Source organism: Nitrospira sp. CR1.1 (assembly GCA_014055465.1).
Lineage (GTDB): Bacteria > Nitrospirota > Nitrospiria > Nitrospirales > Nitrospiraceae > Nitrospira_A.
The window spans coordinates 109,164-132,204 of the sequence record WIAF01000008.1; the positions used below are offsets into that span (position 1 = coordinate 109,164).

Annotated in this window: 10 protein-coding genes and 1 pseudogene; all 11 read left to right on the forward strand. The window is 57.8% G+C overall.

The window, feature by feature from the left end:
* The first annotated feature begins 1 nt into the window (after position 1).
* The 11 genes and pseudogenes from GDA65_14565 to GDA65_14615 all read left to right on the forward strand — a co-directional run bounded on the left by GDA65_14565 (position 2) and on the right by GDA65_14615 (position 23,009).
* Positions 2-517 (forward strand): DUF4149 domain-containing protein, encoded by a 516-nt coding sequence (locus tag GDA65_14565; protein ID MBA5863915.1) that lies wholly within the window; start codon positions 2-4, stop codon positions 515-517.
* A 355-nt stretch (positions 518-872) separates the two neighbouring features.
* Entirely contained in the window at positions 873-2,606 is a 1,734-nt protein-coding gene (locus tag GDA65_14570; GenBank protein ID MBA5863916.1) for a hypothetical protein, read from the forward strand.
* Between the two features lie 137 nt (positions 2,607-2,743).
* Positions 2,744-5,461 carry a response regulator gene (locus GDA65_14575; protein ID MBA5863917.1) on the forward strand — a complete coding sequence of 906 codons (2,718 nt, stop codon included), beginning with the start codon at positions 2,744-2,746 and terminating at the stop codon, positions 5,459-5,461.
* Between the two features lie 4 nt (positions 5,462-5,465).
* On the forward strand, positions 5,466-6,854 hold the full coding sequence (locus GDA65_14580) for a long-chain fatty acid transporter (GenBank protein ID MBA5863918.1): 1,389 nt from the start codon (positions 5,466-5,468) through the stop codon (positions 6,852-6,854).
* Positions 6,855-8,907: 2,053 nt separating this feature from the next.
* On the forward strand, positions 8,908-9,189 hold the full coding sequence (locus GDA65_14585; GenBank protein ID MBA5863919.1) for a hypothetical protein: 282 nt from the start codon (positions 8,908-8,910) through the stop codon (positions 9,187-9,189).
* Positions 9,190-9,613: 424 nt separating this feature from the next.
* Positions 9,614-11,497 (forward strand): annotated as a pseudogene (locus GDA65_14590) (TonB-dependent receptor plug domain-containing protein).
* Between the two features lie 43 nt (positions 11,498-11,540).
* Complete coding sequence (locus tag GDA65_14595; protein ID MBA5863920.1) at positions 11,541-13,541, forward strand: TonB-dependent receptor plug domain-containing protein; 2,001 nt, start codon at positions 11,541-11,543, stop codon at positions 13,539-13,541.
* Positions 13,542-13,571: 30 nt separating this feature from the next.
* The gene (locus GDA65_14600) at positions 13,572-16,694 is read left to right on the forward strand and encodes a PAS domain S-box protein (protein MBA5863921.1); all 3,123 of its coding nucleotides are present in this window, start codon (positions 13,572-13,574) and stop codon (positions 16,692-16,694) included.
* Positions 16,695-16,703: 9 nt separating this feature from the next.
* Positions 16,704-17,720, forward strand: a complete 1,017-nt coding sequence (locus GDA65_14605; GenBank protein ID MBA5863922.1) for a hypothetical protein — start codon at positions 16,704-16,706, stop codon at positions 17,718-17,720.
* Positions 17,720-20,032: a GAF domain-containing protein gene (locus tag GDA65_14610; GenBank protein MBA5863923.1), complete on the forward strand. Its 2,313-nt coding sequence runs from the start codon at positions 17,720-17,722 to the stop codon at positions 20,030-20,032. Before GDA65_14605 ends, GDA65_14610 begins: the two co-directional genes overlap by 1 nt.
* Positions 20,033-20,276: 244 nt before the next feature.
* Positions 20,277-23,009 (forward strand): PAS domain S-box protein, encoded by a 2,733-nt coding sequence (locus tag GDA65_14615; GenBank protein MBA5863924.1) that lies wholly within the window; start codon positions 20,277-20,279, stop codon positions 23,007-23,009.
* Positions 23,010-23,041: the final 32 nt, after the last annotated feature.

Genomic DNA, 23,041 nt, shown 5'->3' on the forward strand with positions numbered 1-23,041 from the left:
AATGGATTCCGTACAAAGCATTTTCCTTGACCTGAATCAGCTGATTCCAATCGTCAATCACTGGTTCCATCTCCTCTCAGCCGTCATCTGGATCGGCGGGCTCGCGTTCATCGTGATGGCCGTCAAGCCGGGACTCCGGGAATCCGCCCTGCCCAAGGAATATGTTCGCCCCATCACTGACGCCTTTTACAAGCATTACAAGCGGGTGGCGGGGATCCTGTTGGTCGTCTTGCTGTTCACCGGTGGCATCAACCTCCATTACGTCAATCAGATCTTCGTCTCGCAGACTGGCCAGGGCATGCAGAACCATCCAAAATACCTCTGGATTTTCTGCATCAAGCTGATCTTAGTCCTGTGCCTCCTCACGCTGTTCCTCTATACCGTCATTTTCAAATCAGATCAGGACGAAGAAGAGGAAGGCGACAATTACGAGTCGATTCCCTTTCAACGCGCCGCGCTCTGGATGGGGTTCTTCATCATCCTCTGCGCCGCCGCGATGAAACATCTCCATCAGTAGTCCATTCCCCTCCTCCTCAACTGCGTTCTCCGCTACGCTGTATCTCTTCGGATACCTCTTCTGCTTGAGATGCTCGATACCTGCTTGATACCGGGCTAGACTGGTTTCAAATCTGCTCCCCCCACGCACTTTCTCAAAAATACATGGCTTTCATGTACCGATCCAGGTACCCTTCCCGCACCCATGGCATATGAGTTGCTTTTCATACTCTGGTGGACTGAGTACGTCCCGCATCAGAACCGCAGAGCCATGTCGCTGAGAGCGAAAGAATGGTCCCTAGGCATCAGGTTGATGAACGTCTGGATTGATCATGCATAATCCTTCGGCCAATCCCTCCACTATGAGGAGTCGAATTATGTATTTCCTCCCTCGACGCGTCTTGGCGCTTGTCGCGATCCTCTGTGCATTGTCGACCGTCCATTGCCAGGCAATTGACCTTCCTCCTCCGCACACAGACAGTTCCTCCGACACTCAAGGATGGACGGAGCAAGACCGGCAACAGTGGTACCATACGTCCGCCGGCACCCTGTTGCTCCCGTATGATTGGTTCGTCGTCCTGGAAGACGAGCCACTGAAGAACAATTTCTCCCGAACGGGCATCATTCCCGACCCGACCCATCCCGACAAACTCCCGATCGGATTTACGAAGGCCGAAGGGCCGAACGTCCCGGAGCCGACTATTGGGTTAACTTGTGCATTCTGCCACACGACTCAATTCACCTACCGAGGCAACCCGGTTCGTATCGAAGGGGGGCCATCCCTCCAATACAACCAGCGTTTCCTGCACATACTGCTGGAGAGTCTTGGTGAGTTGAAAGCGCCCGATAAATTCCAGGCCTTCGCGGTTCGCGTTCTACAGCGCCGTGGACAGCCGCTGACTCAAGAGAATATCACTGCCTTAGCCATACAATTTTCACGAGTTATGAAGGACCTGGTCGCCAGAGGTGGAAGAGATGCCTCACCGGCGCTGTGGGGGCCTGGACGGTTCGATGCGCTCGGGCGTGGCGGCAATACAGTCTTCGCACCGCTCAATCCGGACAACCTCAGGCCTGCCAACGCGCCGGTGAGCATTCCGCCGCTCTGGGGTGTGTGGGAATATGACTGGGTACAGTGGGCCGGCTCCATCCAACATCCGCTCGCCAGAAATATCGCCCAAGTCATTGGGGTAAACGCGGCCCTCTTCTCCTGGACAAAAACCTCTCCGCACACGCCTTCGGAAAAGAGAGAGATCTTTCGGTCGTCGGTTGATGTCGCCTCGTTGAAAACTTTGGAAGACCTGGCGAAACGGCTGCACCCACCCAGATGGCCGACGAGTTTTCCTCCGATCAATCGCGAGTTGGCTGCAAGAGGAAAAGATCTCTATCACGGCAACCAGCTCAAGGGCCTGCCGAATCTCTGCGCCCATTGCCATGTCGCCACGAAGCTCGATTCGCCGAATCCGAATGGCCCGAGCCTGCACGTCACGATGATCCCTCAGAAGGAGGTCGGCACCGACAGCCTGTATCTGGAGAATTTTTCCCGGCGTACCGTTGACCTCGAACGTCTTGGATTGGGCCGCCTCTCGGCCAAAGACGCTTCCCAGTTGGTGACTACGGAATTGATGACCCTCACCGGTGCGGAGAGCGACCCTGACTACCAACATCTCACCAACACGTGGCGGGACAAGGCTCAATATATCGCGCGCCCGCATCTCGCCGTCTGGGCAACCGCTCCATTCCTTCACAATGGGTCCGTTCCCAACCTCTACGCACTACTTTCTCCGGCTAAGGATCGGCCTGCCTGCTTTTATCTCAGTCCGAACATGGAATTCGATCCGGTGAAGGTCGGCTTCGTCGTCTCGGAATGCCACGATTCTCCGACCTTCCGCGATCCATTGGCAGGGTTTGAATTTAAAACTCAGCTTCCAGGCAACAGCATGGAAGGGCATGAATTCAAAGGGTCTCACTGCGGGTCAGAGGTGGCGGAACCCGGTGTACTAGGATGTGAAATACCGATCGCTGATCGCTGGGCCATCATCGAGTACCTGAAGACCTGTGACCTCGACCGCCTTGTGATACGGAATGCCCCGGTCTGCCGGGATCTTGAATAACATACCCCGCCCGGGAGGCGAGCGCTCCTTGACCGTGACGGTATGATGGACTCGCCTCCGGCAGACCGGTTACGTATGTTCCGGCCGCCACGGCACGCTGCCGTGAGGCGTCACACAGGGAATCAGGCTGCTCCCATATGACCGACCTTCTCTCGAATGACCACTCAATTCTCGAGCGTCCGTTCATGGAATTTCGCCCTTTCGGCCTGAACGATAAGGGCGAAAAGATCTCCGATATCAGCGGCGTTGTCGTCCAATCCAACGTGGATTACATGTGCGACTACCTCGGCCGCACCGCCGGCTCCGCGAAAGCGGCCGAAGCCCTGGATCAACTCTGCCGTCTGCTCAATGCCCGCCTCCCTGACCGCACCTATCACGTGACACCCGATTTTCTTCGCAACATCTGGAATAGTTACTCCTACGAATTCGTGTGTTACCTAAGAGAATTCTGCGAACAGTTATCCGGAGACCCCCAGTTCCACGTCAACGTGGGAACGGACCGGAAGGTTCCGCCTCTCATCCAGATTCTCTGCCGCCCGTTTTCAACCCAGCAACTCTATAAGATGTGGCCCTCCTTCGGACGGAAGTATGTCCGCGATGTGTTGGAGTTCGAAGTCGGTCGGGTGACCAGACGCTCGGCCGTTCTTCGCATGACATTTACGGAACGGGCCCTTGTCCAATTCGGTCCCTACCGGAAACGCTGCGTCGACGTGATCTGCCTGTCCTGCAAGAGCAGCATCGCGCGCGTGCAAACGCAGCTGCACGGCACACCGGCCGCCACGGTCAAAGACCTCTCGTGCACCGCCAAGGGCGATCCATACTGCGAATGGGAGTTTACCTGGACTCCGCAAGTCCGGAGTTCCATCCCCCTCGCCATGTGGACGCTGGTAGCCGGTGGCACCTTTACCTATGTCCACCTGCGTTGGCCCGACGTTCCCACATTCGAAGCACTGGGGCTTGCCGCCGTTCCCGCCTCTCTCCTGTGGTGGATGATTACCAGCCATATGCGGCAGGCGACTAAACCCCTTCAGCGCTTGATCAAAGATCAAGAACAGGTTGTCGATGCCAGGCATGAGGAACTACGCGAAGCCTACCTCGAACAACAAAGCACGGCGGTGACGTTACGCCGGAAAGTGAACGACCTCACGACACTTCACCGCGCGGGATTGTTGTTCAGCTCGACGTTCGATCGCGAAGAGCTGCTGACCAATGTTTTGGACACCATCGTCCGCGATTTGCACTACGATCGCGCCATGATCACCCAGTTTGATCGAACCAGACAGGTCTCGCACGACTTTCGGGCGCGCGGTATCCCGCAGGAAGTAGCGGATTTTTTGCGTACGCAGGAGGTGTCAGTCACCGACCCGGAGTCGGTGGAAGGCGCCGTGTTTTTGCGCGGCGAACCGGTGCTGACGAATAACGTGCATGAGATCTGGGATCGATTGCACCCGTTCGATCAAAAATTGATCGCCATGGTCAATGTGAAATCCTTCATTACCGTTCCGCTGAAAACACACGACGCCGTGATTGGCTCACTTTCGGTCGATCGCACGCACAACCAGGCGCTGACCCAGGACGACCTCGACATGCTGATGACCTTGGCCAGTCAGGTGGCCATTGCCCTCGACAATGCCCAAGCCTACCGGGAAATCGAGGCGCTCAACGCAGGATTGGAAGTCCGCGTTCGTGAACGGACCGCCGAATTGGAGGCGGCCAACGCGCAACTCAAGCAAATGGATCGGCTCAAATCAAAATTCCTCGCCCACGTCTCCCATGAATTGCGGACCCCTCTCACCAGCATCGTCGGGTTTGCGGACAATATGCTCGAGGGACTGGTCGGCTCGCTCAACATGAAGCAGGAGCAATATCTGACCCGGATCAGAGCCAATGGAACCAGGCTCGCGCGCATGATCACCGATTTGCTCGATCTCTCCCGGGTCGAAGCGGGCAAACTGGTTCTCTCCTTCGACCACGTGGCGCTGCAACCAGTGGTCAGCGACGTCATCGAACAACTCTCGCCTCTCGCGATCGCTAAACACTTACAGATCGAACTCCACAGTCCTGACCCGGCGCTGCTGGTCTGGGCCGATCCGGATCGCGTCAGCCAGATTTTGACGAATCTGCTGGATAATGCTATCAAGTACACTCCGGAAGGGGGACACATTTCCATCAACCTTTCGGTCGGTGATCATGAGATGGCCCGTGTCGTCGTTCGCGACACCGGTCAAGGCATCCCCGCCGACGCCCTGCCGAAACTCTTCGATCCGTTTTTCCGCGTGCACCATCAAGAGCGGAGCCAGACGAAGGGGTTAGGCCTCGGGCTGGCGATTGTGAAAGATTTGGTGGATCTGCACGGCGGCAGCATCATGGTTCACAGCACGGTTGATGAAGGCACGGAGTTTTCGTTCACCCTGCCTCTACACTCGCGTGCGCCAGAACCCGCTGCTCCACTCCCTGCCGCCCGACGCAGACTGCTGGTGGTCGATGACGACACAGATATTTGCGACCTTCTGCGTGATCGGCTGGAATCGGACGGATTTCACGTCGACACGGCTACAGACGGTGGAACGGCCTTGCGCATCCTGGCGGAGGCGCCAATCGACGGGGTGTTGCTGGACATCGCCTTACCGGAGATGGATGGCCTTGAGGTGTTGCGACAACTGCGCCCCCAACAACCTTCGTTGCCGGTGGTGATGATGACGGCCGTAGAGGCGTTGGATCGCGCCATGGCGGCAGTAGAAGCCGGCGCACAGGGATATCTCCTCAAACCATTCGACGCCGCCCGCTTGCGACACATCGTCGACCACTGGTTCCTGGCCGGCTCGAGCAAAACGGACCCGAGCATAGGACGATAATGCTATGATACGCTCTCGGAAATTCCGTCTCACCCTGGGACTGTCCCTGGTGCTGCTCCTCCCAGGTTTCTTCCTCGTGACGACTCCCGCTCAGGCGCAGAGCCCGCGTCTCCAGGGACAATCGGCTTCTGCCGCCGCCATGGGCAATGCGTTCGTCGCCCAAGCGGACGATCCATCCGCATTGCATTACAACCCCGCCGGCATGACTCAGCTGCACGGATTTCAAACCCTCTTCGGCACCTCGCTGATCGGTGGAACCACTCAATTCACCAGTCCGACCGGCGCCCATGCGACAGGAGATCGCAACGGTAGCCTGGCCTGGCCTCCCCCCGGCCACGTCTACCTGGTCGCCAATCTGAAAGACCTCGGCTTCGCGGCGTTGGGAGATTTCAGCGCCGGAATCGGAATGAATAATCCTTTCGGCTCACTGACCAGATATCCGAACGATGGACCCTTTCGCAGCGCGTTGACCTTCACCACGCTGCCCTTGCTCGATATCAAACCTACCCTTGCCTACAAGCTCAACGATCAACTGTCATTCGGCTTGGGGGCAGACATCTATACCTTTTCCGGGCTCTTCGGTGAGGGACACCTGGAGCAGAAATCTGTCTGGCCAGGGGGGTTAGGCATTCCAGCCGGCTCGCTGGTTGAAATCAACGGGAGTGATACCACCGCAGGCTTCAACGTCAGCCTCCTCTACACACCCTACCGCAACAGCGAGGGCAAGCCCCTCGTCAACATCGGCATGGTCTATCGCAGTCAGGCCACCTTCCATCTCACCGGAAACTTTTTGGTCAATGGCACGTCAATCGCCAACACGGCCGCCACCTTTGTCCTGCCGCAGGTCTTCTCCGGCGGCATCGCCGTCTGGCCGGTGCGCACGCCGGATCGCGAATGGAAGCTGGAATTCGATGTGGACTATGTCGGCTGGAAATCGAACCGGACCCTCGATATCCATTTATCCAACGGCGCCCTGCTTCCCTTTCCACAAAATTGGCAAAGCGGCTATACGGCGATGGTCGGAACCGAATATCGGTGGCTTCACCTGCCCGCCCTGCCGGATTGGGACATCGCCCTGCGGGCGGGATACATGAATCAGCAGACCCAGATTCCTGACCGCACCTTCAATCCAGGCGTCCCTTCGGCCAACTCACATATTCCTTCGGTCGGCATCGGATTCGCCTGCTATGCCAATGGGTCGTTTCTCGGGCTGATACGGTGTGGCGATTTGGGGATAGGTCCGCTCAAACCAAAACTATTCGCCATCGATCTGGCGTACCAAGCCGCGCTGTATGAGGTGCGAACCGTCGCCGGCAATCAAAATCCCACCGTCGACGGACGCTACGATACCCTCATTCACGCCGGCTCACTCTCCTTGCGCTTCAACTACTAAGCAATTGGCCCTTACCTATGTGGGCCGCTCATGGATTGTCCTGACATGCTGGGCACTCGACGGCACAGTGATTGCTCTATTCACGTATCGACAGAAGCACCTTTGGAAACCAGTCACCAAGCGCACCGTGCGCAAGCACATCGCGGCGTGGCGTAGAGCCGGTTCCCGTCGCCGGTTGTGTTCAACCGCCCGTATCTCACGCTTCCTGGATTGTGCCCATCCAGCGCTGAGTAGACCGCCTTCATCTCCACGCCATCTGCCGCGTCTTCGTCCCTAACGGAGACGCGGCACCTTTTTCCTTTGTCTATTCGAGTGACGGGTCTCTGTCGATCTCTTTGGCTCTTTCGAGTTTCGAATTCCTCCGCCTACCCTATCCGCAGCTTTCGAACAAGAAGTTCAATGGGCGAATTCGTATCGCATTCGATACGTCACGAATCCGATCCGATACACCTTTCGGCTTTACGTATACTTGCGCAGGAACTATTCGATCCTACCTTGGCGCGGGATGTCGTGAAAATATCTACAGATCTTCCCTCCGCACGTTCGTAGTTGAAAGTCTTGCCATTCATGGCACAGGCTTTGCGCATCGGGTAGCCCATACTCGCTTCTCTGCGGATGGCTCACCGACGAGCGAACCCACCTCCAGGAGGTGTCATCATGGTCGCACTCTTCTTTCTTCTACTCGGGGGCCTCGTCCTTCTCATCGCTGCCGGTCGCATCTGGATGAATGCAACTCCCGGAACCGTGAAGAAGACCAATTCGTCGGTAGCCGACAACCCAACTGTAGCCGAGCCGCGGCATACGGCCTGAGACAACGCTTTATGCCGAAATGACTACTGACTTCATGGCACTCTTCTATGCCGCGGTGATGGAAAACCTGAATTCGAGTCTGGCTGTACGCGCTAGCACGGTACGTGGTCGACCACGCTGGTGTTGTACCAATCTGAGGGAGAGTTTCCGGCATAATCGCCTTCTGACGGGGGAAAGAAGAGGCCGTGAAACGTCCGCGCTTCAGTGTCGGGCAGATCGTGGCCATACTTAGGCCGGCCGTGATGGGAGCCCGGTCGCGGATCGCATCCGCCATCTCGGACTTGCCGAGCAGACCTTCTATCGATGGAAGCGGCGGGTACGCGGGGCTAGAATCCGGACAGGCCCGCCAATTCGAGCGATTCGACGAGGGGCACGCCAAGCTGAAGCGGTTGGTGGCAGCCATGTGCCTGGACAGAGTGATGCTCCAGGACGTGCTCGCAACAAAATGGTACGGCCCTCGCACCGGCACACCGCCGTGCGGTATTGAGGCACCGCGGACCCGATCTTCGAACGTCTCGCCTGTCGCACGGTCCGCTGTGCAAGGGCCAGTTATCGCTATCGCAGTCGTCACCATCCCCGCACAGAAATCGCGGGCCGCCCCTGGAGAATCCTCTCCTTGATCACGATTTCGCATTTAAAAAGCTGGGGCCTCCCGTAGCTCGATGTAACCGCTTCGGGCCGCCGTGCCGGTGAGCGCATCAGCCAGGTTATTTTCTTCGCGCAACCTTCTTGCTGTACTTCAACGAGACCGCCTCTGCCCGACTCCGGTATCCGATCAGATACGCCTTGCATCTGATCCGATACAGTGAGACCGGCCACTCTCTTTCCTGCACGGTTCCCCCTGCGAGAAGCGAGTGTTCTCTCACCCGAATTTCAAAACATTTTGTCCGTCGCCCGGGAGTCGTGCGTACCACTCGTGGTGGCACGGCTGTTGCTGCATCCGTAAGGTGGAGACACTTCTTAGGGCGGCTGCAGTACAAGACGTTCCCCCTTCGAGATAGAAAGGAGCCTGTCATGGAACTCGTCATGGGCGGTCTCCTGGTAGGACTCAGTGGCATGTTGGCGGTACTGATCGTCGCGGTATGGAAGGACAGCGCCTCTCATCGTGCCGAGACGCATCCGTCACAGCGGAGGATATAGCCGGCTGATTCTCCTTCGAAAACGCGTCGCCTCGTCGAGACGACGCAAGAACGGATCGAGAGGCGTACCCCTCCATACGCCTCTCGCGCAAAGGAGTTGCACAATGAACCGATTCATCTACTTGAGACCGCAAAAGCGGCAACGCATGACCGTCAGCCTGCCGGCAGATCTTTTAGAACGCATGCGCGATGCCGCGTACTGGACCTCCGGGACCACCATGGCCGGCCTCATTTCGTCGGCGATTGAAGATCTGCTCCACCATCTGGAATCGCAAAACGGCCGCCCCTTCTCACCGCGGCTGCAAGACTTGAAACCAGGCCGGCCACGCTCCGGTAAGACGGATCAGCCGTCTGTATCTGAAACCATACAGCCTGTATCCCGTTAGATACGCACAGCACACTCGAACTTGCCAACGCACCCCTCTTTCTCGCAACGCTCACCTAAATCGCGCGGATCTTTTCCGGAATCTTACCCCGCCATTTCTATCCCCACCAGCGTAGAGCAAGCATGCCTTTTGCGTGAGAGGGTCTTGAGCACGGCAGATCTCGCTCCATTTCTCTGTCAGACCACGTCCGATGCCGCCGCTAGAAGGCTCAAGGTATGCCATGCGCACTCGGACCACACGAGCCGAACCCATCATTCAATGTTCATCTTCAGCCACCCAAGCTGAGCATCTTTTGGCTGCACGACCCGCCAGCTCCCGCCGGCATCGCTATGCGCTCATACTGGGCAGAAGTCTCATGAGCCTCTGTTGGGCCATCGCCATCGAGGCTCACAATCCTTTTCCCTCCCATGCTGCTCCGGAAGAGGCCCCGGCAAGCGAAGAGCTTGAACTGCTCAAAGAAGAAGAAACGGTCAGCATCGCCACCCGTCACGAACAGCCGATCTCGCAATCCCCCTCAAACGTTTATGTCATTACGGATGAGGACATCCGACACTCCGGTGCGACCGATCTCCCTTCCGTCCTTCGCCGCGTGCCCGGGCTGGATGTGATGCAGGTCACCGGAGCCGATTTTAATGTGAGCGCGCGAGGCGACAACCAGCTCTTCGCGAATAAAATCCTTGTCATGGTGGATGGTCGATCGATGTACATCGACGGCCAGGGCCTCGTCTTCTGGAAATCACTGCCGGTGACGCTGCCGGAAATCAAACGCATTGAGGTACTCAAGGGACCTGCCTCCGTGGTCTACGGATTCAATGCCTTCGACGGGGTCATCAACATCATTACCAAGTCCGCACAGGAGATGAAGGGTACGACGCTGCAGTTCGGCGGCGGGGAGCTCGGGACCATTTCCAGCGCAGCCATCCAGGCGGGGTCGGCAGGCAAACTCGACTATCGTTTGTCCATCGGGCATGACCAGAACCAGCAATGGCGGAACAATGACGCGCTGGCGTTCCGATCGAACAAATTCAACGTGCAAACACAATACAACTTCTCGGGAGACGCCACCTTGCGCGTCGCGGGCGGATTCATCGATACAAACAGGTTTGACGGCCCCGTCTCAAATGTCCAGATCCCCCACTCGCAATTTAATCAGGGTTATTCTGATGTCCATTACCAATACCGCAATTTCTCCGTGCGCGGCTGGTGGCAGGGCAACGACATCCCCGTCGACTCCGCCACGCACCCGCTCCTCAATCGATTCGTCCGGCAGACGAACGCGACGGGCGGGTCCAATGTGTCTTTCACCACGAACACCTATAACATCGAGGCCCAACACAGTCTCGACTTCAGTCCGACAAACCGGCTGAGTTACGGCGTCAACTACCGTTACAATTCCGTCGACGGCGCGGCTGTCTCGGAATTGGGCCGGGAAGATCGACTCGGATTCCATCTGCAGGATGAGTGGAAGGTCCTGTCCTCGCTCACCCTGGTCGCGGGTATCCGCTACGACCTGCATACCCGAATCAACGGCACATGGAGTCCGCGGGTCGCCCTCATCTACAATCTGACTCCGGAACATACGTTTCGCATCAGCGGATCAGTCGCCTATCGGCCGCCGACGTTGTTCGAATCGAATCTTGACCTGCGCATCTTGCCAACCGCCCCACCCCTGTTCGCACCCATTCCGCTCTTCGGTTCGCAGAAGCTCAATCCGGAACAGATTATTTCCTATGAAGCCGGGTACCAGGGCTGGTGGTTGAAACACCGGCTTCGGACCAGGCTTGATCTGTTCTTCAACCACCTCTCAGACCTGATCAATTTTCAAACCATCGGCGCCACGCGCACACTGGTGAATGGCGGGGAGGCCGACATTTACGGAACTGAAGCAGGGTTTGAATTTCTGGCGACCAGATGGTTGAGCGGATTTGCCAACGTGTCCTACCAAAAAATCGGCCAGACCTTTACCGGCGTCTCGCGTCGAGGCGGACCCGACTGGAAAGCCAACGTCGGCCTTCGCGGCGACTGGGACAGCGGCCTCAATGGAGAAATCGCGGTGCACTACGTCGCAGGCGCGACCTACCCGTTGATTGAACTGTTTACCGCGCTCGCTCCGGTACTGCCGACCGCCACCAGCCCGACGGTGGACAGTTACACCCTGCTCAACCTGCGAGGCGGTTACCGATTTTGGCATGACAAGGCTGAGGTCGCCATTGCCGTTTATAACGCCCTGAACGACCGGCACAAGGAGCATCCGTTGGGGGACACGCTGGGAAGCCGGGTCATGGGGTGGGTCACAGTGCGATATTGAGTCGTGCGTCATGCATTTTAAATTCAACGGAGTGTGGCAGACGATGGTCGCGGCATTCCTGACGGCGAGTGTGAGCCATGGCGCCGCCGCCGAAGCCCCGCCCATGCGGCTTGAGGATTCCCTGGCCTTTTCTGCCAATAACGATCTGGAGCTGCTTAAAGAAGAAGAAACCGTGAGCATCGCGTCACGGTACGAACAACCCATTTCACAGGCGCCTTCGAACGTGTATGTGATCACGGACGAAGACATCCGCATGTCCGGCACGACCGATATCCCCACTTTGCTCCGGCGCATCCCCGGCATGGAAGTAATGCAGGCAAGCGCGGCCGACTTCAACGTCAGCGTGCGAGGCGACAACCAAACCAGCGCCAACAAACTGTTGGTGATGGTGGACGGACGATCCATTTATAACGATCTACAAGGGACCATCAACTGGAAACTCCTACCGGTCACCTTGCCAGAAATCAAACGGATCGAAATCTTGAAGGGACCGGCTTCTGCCGTCTGGGGCTTCAACGCCTTCGACGGTGTGATCAATATCATCACCAAATCGCCTGAGGAAATGAAAGGCACGACGTTACAATTTGGCGGGGGAAGCTACGGGACCATTACGGCTTCCGCGATCCAAGCCGGAACAATAGACAAGTTCGGCTATCGCCTGTCCATCGGCCACAATCAAAACGCCTCATGGAGCAACAGCAACGCCCTAGCCTTTCGCGACAATCTAGTCAATGTCTTGACCGAATATGTCCTCTCATCGGACTCCAAGATTAGAATTTCCGGCGGCCTTGTCGACTCTAACGCCCAAAACCCCGTCGTCAGCCAGGACGTGACGATTTTAGACAAACCTGCTCAAGGTTATGCCAAGATTGAATATGAACGCCCGGATTTCTTCATCAGAGCATTTTGGAATCAAAACACAAGCACTGGGGTCTACCTATTCCAGCCTTCTCTCGCACCTTTCCTGACTTACAGTTCGGGAAACGGGACACCAACCTCGATTTTTACGGCTAACACCTACAATGTCGATGTTCAACATTCGCCTGAAATCTTTTCGAGCAATCGCCTGACCTACGGCGTGAACTACCGCCTCAACACGCTTTCGAGCAATGCCATCACTCAATACACCACAGAAAACCGGCTCGGTTTCTTCATCCAGGATGAATGGAAAATTGCCGCGCCATTTACAGTTGTCGTCGGGGTTCGGTATGACTTGGACACGTTTATCAACCCGAGCATCAGCCCCCGCGTATCTCTATTCTATGCTCCATCCAACAATCATACGTTCCGACTGTCCGGTTCTGTGGCATATCGGCCACCGACCATGCTTGAAAACCAATCGAATGCATTCGTAAACACGAATCCGCCTCTGCTGCCAATCGCCACTACTATCGCGGGAGGGCGAAATCTCTCACCTGAACAAATTGCTTCTTACGACCTGGGCTACCAAGGCTGGTATTGGCGCCATCGACTCCGGATCCGTGCCGACGTGTTCTACAATCACCTCTCAGACCTGATCAGCATTCGCAACCAATCCTCGACACTGGCGGTCTTCAGCAACGACACCGGCTCGGCGGATATCTATGGCGGCGAGCTTGGGTTCGAAGTGCTGGCTACTAAATGGCTCACCGGTTTTGCCAACTACTCATACCAGGATATCCACCAGACGTTCACCGGCCGTGTGCAACGCGCAGGGCCGCACAACAAGTTCAGCGTCGGATTGCGCGGCGAGTGGGACAACGGCGTCAACGCCGAAACCATCTTCCATTACTATGGATCGGCCACATATCCGCCCGGGCAGTCATTTACCACGTTCTCTCAAGCCGGTCTCGTCACCCTCCCGAATCCGAACGTCGGTGCATACAACCTGCTCAACCTTCGAGCCGGTTATCGGTTCTGGCAGCAGAAGGCCGCCGCCGGGTACATGCGCGATGCGGAGGTGGCTGTCTCGGTCTTCAATGCGCTTAATGACGAACACAAGGAGCACCCGCTTGGCGACCTTATCGGCCGGCGGGTGATGGGCTGGCTGACTCTTCGGTTTTAACCTGTGCCCGACAACACTCGGGAGGATGCGATGGCACCGGCAACACTGACTCATTCCATCCTGGTCGTGGACGACGATCCTGATATTGCGCTCGGGCTGCAGGATTTCCTCGATCACGACGGATATCAGGTAAACGTCGCGATGACCTGCGCGGAAGCGCTCGCGCAAGCCCAGGCCCATCACTACAATGCCGTGCTGCTCGACTTGGGGCTCCCGGACGGAGACGGCTCCTCCGTCCTGCTCACACTACAACAACAACAACCCCAACTGCCTGTCATTATCCTCACGGCTTACACCAGCACCGACCGCACGGTCGGATCGCTGACCCAGGGCGCCTTTGCCTATCTGACAAAACCCTATAACCGGGATGAATTGCGCGCCGTCCTGCAACGGGCAGTCGGAGTTCAAGCCCTGGCCGTCAAAGCTGAACATGCCGAGCATGCCCTGCATGAGAGCGAAGCGCGATTTCGATCGCTGGTCGAAGCGGCGACCGACTCAATCGTCCTGGCCGATCACAACGGGCATATCCTGTCCTGGAACCGCGCCGCCGCGCAACTCTTCGGGTATACGGATGACGAAGTCCGCGGAAAGTCCCTTAGCATATTGATGCCGCCCCGCCACCGCGCCGCCCACGAGCGCGGGCTCGCGCGCGTCAGGGACACAGGAGAATCCCGCCTCATCGGCCACCTCGTCGAGCTGGAAGGGTTGCGGAAGGACGGAAGTGAATTCCCACTGGAACTCTCACTGGCCATGTGGAAGAGCGACGATGCCGTGTATTACAGCGGCATCATCCGCGACATTACCCAACGACGCCGGGCAGAGGAAATTCTCGACCGCCTCCGCCATCTCCACGAGGTCATCCTCACGCAGGCCGGCGAAGGCATTTATGGCCTGAACCGAGACGGAATGACGACCTTTGTCAACCCGACCGCAGCGGAATTTCTCGGCTACGAACCGTTCGAGCTGATCGACCAGCCGATGCACGGCCTGCTCCATCATTCTCGATCCGACGGCAGCCCCTATCCGGCCGACCAGTGCCCGATTTACGCGTCACTGCAGGACGGCCTGGTTCATCGCGTGGCAAGCGATGTCTTCTGGCGAAAGGACGGTCGCCCAGTGCCGGTGGAGTATGTCAGTACGCCGATCATTGAAAAAGGTCACACGGCAGGCGCGGTGGTGGTGTTTCGCGATATCTCCGAACGCAAAGAAGCCGAGCGCGCGGTCGAGGAAAGCCAGGAGCGGTTCCGGCAACTGGCGGAACATATCCGGGAGGTGTTCTGGATCACCAATCCGGAAAAAACGCGCGTGGTCTATATCAGCCCCGGGTATGAAGCAATTTGGGGTCGTTCCTGCGACAGTCTCTACGCCCAGCCCGCGTCCTGGCTGGAAGCCATCCATCCTGACGATCGGCCTCGAATAGAACAGGCCGCCATGAGCCGCCAGACCCTGGGCATCTACGATGAAACCTACCGCATTCTGCGTCCTGACGGATCCCTGCGATGGATCTGGGACCGTGCGTATCCGATCCGTGACGCCTCGGACAGGGTCTATCGGATCGTGGGATTTGCCGAGGATATTACCGAGCAGAAGAGGATTGAAGCGGAATTGATCGCCAGCGAGCGCCGATATCGAGCGCTGTTCGACGACAATCCCTCCATGTATTTCATGGTGGATGCGGCAGGGACCGTGCTCTCCGTCAATCGCTTTGGAGCCGAACAGTTGGGCTACGACGTGCATGATCTGATCGGAAGCTCTGTCGTGAACGTGTTCCATTCGGACGATCAAGAAGCCGTTCGCCGGAATCTCTCCGACTGCCTTTCCGATGTGGGACAACCCAAGCGGTGGGAACTTCGCAAAGTCAGGAAAGATGGCGATGTGATCTGGGTGAGAGAAACCGCTCAGGCCGTGCGAGGCGATGACCAGGCTCCGGTGGTCTTGATCGTCTGCGAAGACATCACCGCCATGAAAGAGGCTGAAATTGCCCTTCATGACAGTGAAGAGTTCAAAAACCAGATCCTGCGTAGCAGCGCAGACTGTATCAAAGTCCTCGATCTCGAAGGACGGCTGCAATACATGAATGATGCCGGTCAGCGGCTCCTGGAGATCAGCGATCTCACCAAGTACACCAACAAACCCTGGTCGGAATTTTGGGAAGGTGACGATCGCGATGCGGCGTTAGCCGCCTTGGAAGCGGCCAAGGCCGGGGACATCGGAAAATTCGTCGGACTCTGCCCGACCACGGGCGGACAAGCAAAGTGGTGGGATGTGCAAGTCACGCCCATGCTCGACACGCAAGGATATTCCCGGCGTCTCCTAGCCATCTCGCGCGATATCACCGCCTACAAACAGGTCCAGGAATCCCTGCGCTCCAGCGAGGAACGGCTGGAACACGTCATTCGCGGCTCTCACGACGGATTCTGGGACGGCCACGTGCTGCCGGGACATCCCTGGTATGCCCCGATCACCCCTGTCTGGTGGTCTCCTCGCGTGCGCGAAATGCTGGGATACAATGAGGAAGAGTTCCCTGACATTCTGGACAGTTGGGCGTCCCGATTGCACCCCGACGATCGAGCGGAAGTTTTCGCGCGGCTGACTGCCTGCATGGAACAAGGCATTTCCCACTACGATGTCGAGTACCGGCTCTTGAACAAGCACCATGACTACCAATGGTTTCACGCGCGCGCGGAAGTGGTCCAGCGGGATGCGAAGGGACGCGCCGTCAGGATGGCCGGCGCCTTGCAAGATATTACCGACCGCAAACGAACTGAAGCCCGATTGCGCCTCAGCGAAGAACGATTGCGTATGGCCCTCACCTCGTCGGAGTTCGGCATCTGGGACTGGGATGTGGCCTCGGACCGTCTCTATTGGTCCGAAGACGTCGAGATGCTGTTCGGCTTGGCCCCGGGATCTTTTCCCGGCACCTATACCGCCTATATCGGATTGATCTACCTGCTTGATCGCGGATCTACCCTCACCCGCCTCGAACTCAGTCTTCGCGATCAGACATCCGTCCATCTGCGGCATCGTGTCGTATGGCCAGATGGCTCGATACATTGGCTGGCATGGAGCGGACGGATCTATCGGAATGCCGACGGAGTCGCCACGCGCGTGCTCGGCATCGTTCACGATACGACGGGACGCACGGACGAATGAACTGGCGGCATTCGGCGACCTCACATCGGGCCGGCTGATTCGACGAGGACGCAGATTGTGACGTTCGCATTCCTACACGTGACCTTCGACACCGCGTCTGCTGCACGCCGATGGAACAGTCTGTGCTGGAGTCTCGCCCTGTTTCTGTGGGCGCTGCCGCTCACGAGCCCGGTCTTGGCGGCCGACGTCATCATTCTCAAATCCTCCGATATCGCCGCCTACAATCAGGCTATCAATGGCTTCAAAGCCGCCATTCCACCCGGCATCAATCTGTCTGAATACGACTTACAGGGAGATCTGGAGAAGGGCAGGAAACTGGCTCGAAAGATCCGCGCATCCGATCCTGCGCTTGTATTCGCCGTGGGGTTGAAGGCCGCGAAGGCCGCGCAACTCGAGATCGTCGATATCCCCGTCGTTTACTCCATGGTGTTGGATCCGGGGAAATATGGCCTGAACGCCCAGAACATGACCGGCGTCCTCCTGGAAGTGCCGGCCGAACGGCAACTGTCCATGATCCGGAACCTGCTGCCTCAACTCAAACACATCGGCACGCTCTATGACCCGGCTAAGACGTCGACACTCATTGAGGAAGCCCGGCGTTTGCTGAAACCCAGCGGAACCGAACTCGTTCCGATGCAAATCACCAGTGAACGGGATGTGCCCGGGAGCTTGCGCGCGTTGCTGCCGTCGGTCGATGCCTTGTGGCTCGTTCCTGATTCCACGGTGCTGACTGATGAGTCGCTGCGCTTTATCTTAAATACGGCACTGGAAGGACGGGTGCCGGTGATCGGGTTTTCCCGGGAATTCGCACGAAGCGGGGCCTTATTGTGCCTGTCCGTCAACTATGCCGACATTGGCCGGCAGGCCGGACAACTTACCCGCAAGCTTCTTGACGGCCAGCTCGCGCTGCCCATGAAACCCTGGCACCCGGACCGCATCGAAACCAGCTTGAATCTCAAAACGGCCAAATTCCTCGGCATCGAGATCCCTCGAGAACTCGAGCAAAAGGCCGACGAGCTGTATTGATGAAAGGACCTCTTGTGAAAGATCCAACCCATCTCGCAGCGCCGCCGTTCCTGCCGAACGGGCTGAAACGATTCGTCAGCTTGCGGACGAAGTTCGTCGTATTCTTCAGTCTCATCATCATCCTGACGTGTTCGGCCATGAGTTGGTATTTCATCCACAGCAAACGCGTCGCCATGACCGAACGGGTGCAGGATCTGGGCAGCATCCTGGTCAAGAACCTGGCTCACAATGTCCGCTACGGCATCATTCTCGAAGACCGGGTGATCCTGGAACAGTTCATCGACGGGGTGCTGGGAGTGGATGAAGTCGTCTATGCGCGGATTACCGGGGCCGACGGGCAGGTTCTCGCCGCAAAGAGCAAGGGCAGATTGAAGACTCCGCTGGGTACGGTGCGGGCGGTCGATCAACCGTTTTACCCGGCCTCCGCCATTGCGGCCTCGCTGATCAAACATCCAGTCCCGGAACCGACCGTCACGAGGCTCCGGCTCACCGCCGAGAACACCATCCCGTTCGAGGATGCGGACTCTGCGCTTCGCGTTTCGACTCCCGGCATCCGCGAAGAGACCTTTTACGATTTCGCCCTTCCGGTGCTCAAACGCGCGGAGCCTCGACTGGAAGCGCTTGCCCTTCAAGAGGAGGAGACGCGCAAGACCCGCGCCGCTCAACCGGCGCCGCCTGCCTTTGGGGTGGTCCAAATCGGCCTGACCGAGGTACCGATGCAACGAGAACTGGCGGAGGCGCTACGCACCTTCCTCCTCCTCACCTTGGGCATCATCACGGCCGGCATTCTCTCCACCAATCTTCTGGCTCGCCGCATCATTACGCCCTTGCGCAATCTCGCCGCAGGTGCGCGCAAGGTTGGAGAGGGCGATCTCTCCACGTTTGTCGTGCCGACCACACAAGACGAAGTCGGCCAGCTCACCGCCCTCTTCAACGTCATGACGAAGTCTCTTCAAGAACGTAATCAGGCCATCTCCGCAAACCTTGCCACGATCCGCCGTCACGTCACCCAATTGACGACCTTAAACCAATCCAGCGCGGCTATTACGTCCACCCTTGACCTCGATCGTCTTCTTTCAACGGTGCTGCAGCTGCTCAGCGAAAATCTGGGTTTCGCCAGGATGGTCCTATTTTTGTGGGATAGCGAGCGCGGCATCGCCACGGTCGGACAAATGCTCGGCATGCCGCCAGAGGCCGAGGAAGCCGCGCGGCGTCTGGTCATACCCGTGCATGAGGACGGCGGTTTCGCCGCGGAAATCCTGCTCCACGGGAAACCCGTCCTGGTGCCAAATATCGACACCGTCGCGGACCGCATTTCTCCGGCCGTCTTGCCCTGGCTTCGCCAGGTAGGGTTGTCGTCCTTCGTTGCGGCTCCGCTCCGCAGTCAGCAGCGCATTCTGGGCTATCTCGGCGCCGATCGCGGAGCACAGCCTTGCACGCAGGAGGATCTTGATCTGTTGGTCACCATTGCCAGCCATGTGGCCGTCGCCGTGGACAATGCGCGGGCGTATACCAAACTGGCCACCCTGACGGAACACCTCGAACGACGCGTGCAGGAACGCACCCATGAATTGCAAACCGTCAATGAACGCCTGCAGGACCACGATCAGCGGCGTTCGAAATTCGTGTCCGTCGCCTCTCACGAATTACGCACACCGATGACGTCCATTAAAGGGTTCGTCGAAAACATGCTGGATGGACTGACCGGGCCACTCTCCGAACGGCAAGAACACTATCTGCAACGCGTCAAGCATAACGTGGATCGACTGACCAGGATCATCAATCAATTGCTGGATTGGTCGCGCCTGGATGTCGGACGAATCGACATCAAACCGGAGCCGTTGTCCATCGATGCATTCGTCCGGGATGTGGTGGAGAGCTTTCAGACACTGGCGGCGGAAAAATCCATTACGCTGGACGTTCTGCCCTGCGAGCAGCCCCTCACGGTCTACGCCGATCGCGACAAACTTGAGCAAATTCTCTGGAATCTCGTTGGCAACGCGATCAAATTCACCGGGCATGCCGGACGCGTCTCAGTCCGGTGCAATGCCCATGATGCACACTTCGCCCAAATCACCGTCGCGGACACCGGCTGCGGAATTGCCCCTGACGAGTTGGCACTGGTGTTCAACGAATTTTCCAAAGTGGAATCGGCCATGCCGGCGTCGCAAGGCGCTCAACTCGGCCTCTTCATTACCAAAAGTCTCGTCGCCCTGCACGGGGGCCAGATGTGGGTGGAAAGCCAATTGGGGGCGGGAACCCAATTTTCCTTCACCTTGCCGCTCCCGACCACCCCACCGTCTCAACGGTAGGCCGGCTTTTCATCCGATTGCGATATCCCTCGCACCCCTGTATCCGATCCGATAATAGCCGCATTGTTTTGAACAACCCTTCCCAGACTGTTACCAATCATACACCCTTGCGGGTTTCTCTCTTCGCCACAGAATCAATGAGTTGATCGCGCGCGTACAGTTGAATCAGCCTCGCCCTCGCGGCACGGGTATTGCGGTCGCATCAATTGACGCGCGTTTATTCACAAAGCGGAGTGGCCAGATCGTGCATACCGCCGTACTCATTGTCGATGACGATCAGGATATCCGGGAATCACTCACAGACATGCTGCGGCATGAAGGCTATCTGGTAGAGAGTGCCGGGTCGGGTCATGAAGCGCTGCACCAGGCAAAACAGAGACAGTACGGCGCCGCCATCCTGGACATTCATCTACCGGACCTCAACGGCCTTTCAGTCCTGAAAGTGTTAATGGAGTTGGACGCTTCACTTCCTGTGATTATCCTGACCGGAAACGCGACATCCGAGAATACCATCGGCTCACTCGCCAAAGGCGCCTTTGCGTATCTCACCAAACCGTACAACGCGCAGGAACTCAAGGCCGTCATTCGTCGAGCCGTTTCGGTGAAAGGGCTGGCTGTCCGTGCCGAACATGTCGAGGAAGCCCTGCATGCCAGCGAGGAACGATTTCTCGCGCTGGTAGAGTCGGCAACCGATGCCATTGTTTTGGCCGATCACTGCGGCCATATCATTTGGTGGAATGGTGCGGCGGAACGGATGTTCGGATATTCCAAGCGGGAGGCGCTGGGACAATCCCTTGCCCTCCTCATGCCGGAACGCTTCCGTGCGGCGCACGGCGCCGGCATCATGCGTTTGTCCAAAGGGGAGGTTGCAAAACTGATCGGGAGAACCGTCGAACTGGTCGGACTGACCAAAGCCGGAGACGAGTTCCCCATCGAACTCTCCCTGGCTTCCTGGCGCGCCAAGGAGGGCACATTTTTCAGCGGCATCATCCGCAACATTACACGGCGCAAAAAGGCGGAAGAATCCGTCGTGCGGCTCAGTCACCAGAACGCATTAATTCTCGATGCCGCCGGGGAAGGGATCTTCGGCCTTGACCTTGAGGGACGCGCCACCTTTGTCAACGCCACGGCAGCGCGAATGCTGGGGTGGACTCCCGCTGAACTGATCGGCAAATCTTTAGCCCCTTTGCTTTCCAGACTCCACAGCGGCTCCGCCGAGCAGGTCTCAGACCCCTTGTGTCTTTCCGCCGCGATTCGTGATGGAGCTGTGCACCGGGTGCAAAACGATGTGTTCACGACCAAGAGCGGAGAGTCGTTCCCGGTCCAATACGTCACCAGTCCCATCCACGAACAGGATCGTCCGGTAGGCGTGGTGGTGGTCTTTCAAGATATCACCGCCCGGAAGCAGATGGAATGCTTGCAACAAGCGCAACTCTCCGTCAGCCATCTCCTCGCTCAGTCCGGCACCCTCGAAGAAGCCATGCCACAACTGCTCCGCGTGATCGGGGAGATGGGACCGTGGGAGATGGCGATCTTGTGGCATGCCGAACTGATGCGCCACAGGCTAGCCTATAAGGGCGCGTGGATCCGCCCATCCTGCCGATGGGATGAATTCGTCACGATTTGCCGCAACAGCGAATTCCCGCCGGGAATGGACTTCCCAGGGGTCGTCTGGAGCACGAAACTTCCGCTCTGGATTCCTGACGCCTTAACGGATGCCCGCTTCACCCGCGCCCCGACCGCGGCGCGGCTCGGGATACACGGAACCTGCATCATTCCCATCCGCACCGGAAATGTCATCCACGGCGTACTCGAATTATATGCCGACAAGCCTCGTCCGCCTGATCGCCAACTCATTCACATCCTGACGGACACCGGCATGAAGATCGGTCAATTTCTCGACCGCGCGCAGGCCGGCACCGCCTTACGAGCCACGAACCGGATGACACAGAATTTGCTGGCCAGCCTGCCAGGCGCGATTTTCTTGTGCGGGCGTGATTGGCAAATCCAGTATGCCAATAGCCTGGCGCATCACTACTTCGCCCTTTCGGGAGCGTCCTTAGTCGGCCGGCCTCTGTTCGACTGCCTCGCGCTCAGTGAGGCTGCGAGTCAGCAGTTGGTCAAGGAATGGGCGGCCCTCAATGCCGACTCACCGCATCAGACTCCCGAGCGCGAGTGCGAAGTCGCCTCACGGCTCTATCGTTATCGCTTCTTCCCGGTCGCCACTCCCGAACCCTCTCAAGATCAGATCGGCATGGTGCTGTGGGACGTCACCGACGATACACATCTCCAGGATCAACTCATCCAATCGGAGAAGCTCGCCAGTCTTGGCACAATGGTGTCGGGGATGGCGCACGAGATCAACAATCCAGCCCAAGCCATCCTCAGCATGGCCGAACTGATTCAGGAAGAACAAGACCCTGCGATGGTCAAGGAATTTGCCGCGGATATCGTGGGCTACGCCCGCCACGTGTCCAACGTGGTCCGGGACTTCGCCGGGTATGCTCGTTCGGGCGGCCGGGACGGCGAAACGGAGATCGATGTGGCTGGGCGGCTGATGGAAGCTGTCAAAATGGCTCGCCGTGGCCCCCATTTCGGCGACGTAGACGTCGTCACGCAATTCGACGCCCCCGCGTTTCTCCGCGCGCGCAAGAACGAAATCGATCAGGTCTTCGTCAACTTGATCAATAATGCCACGCAAGCCATGAACGGGAAAGGCCGCCTGACCTTAGGCGCGGCTCAAGATGGTGCGTGGATCGATGTGACCATTTCCGACACCGGCCCGGGCATTCCGGCTGCAGTGCGACCGCGCATTTTTGATCCGTTTTTTACCACCAAGGCGCCAGGAAAAGGGACGGGATTGGGTCTCAGCATTGTGCATAAGATCGTGACTCGGCATGGAGGGACGATTACGCTGGACAGCGCCGAAGGGAAGGGCGCCACGTTCAGACTGCGCTTCCCCGCCCTGTCACAGTGACGGAGACGAACCACAAACCGTCAAAGAAGCAG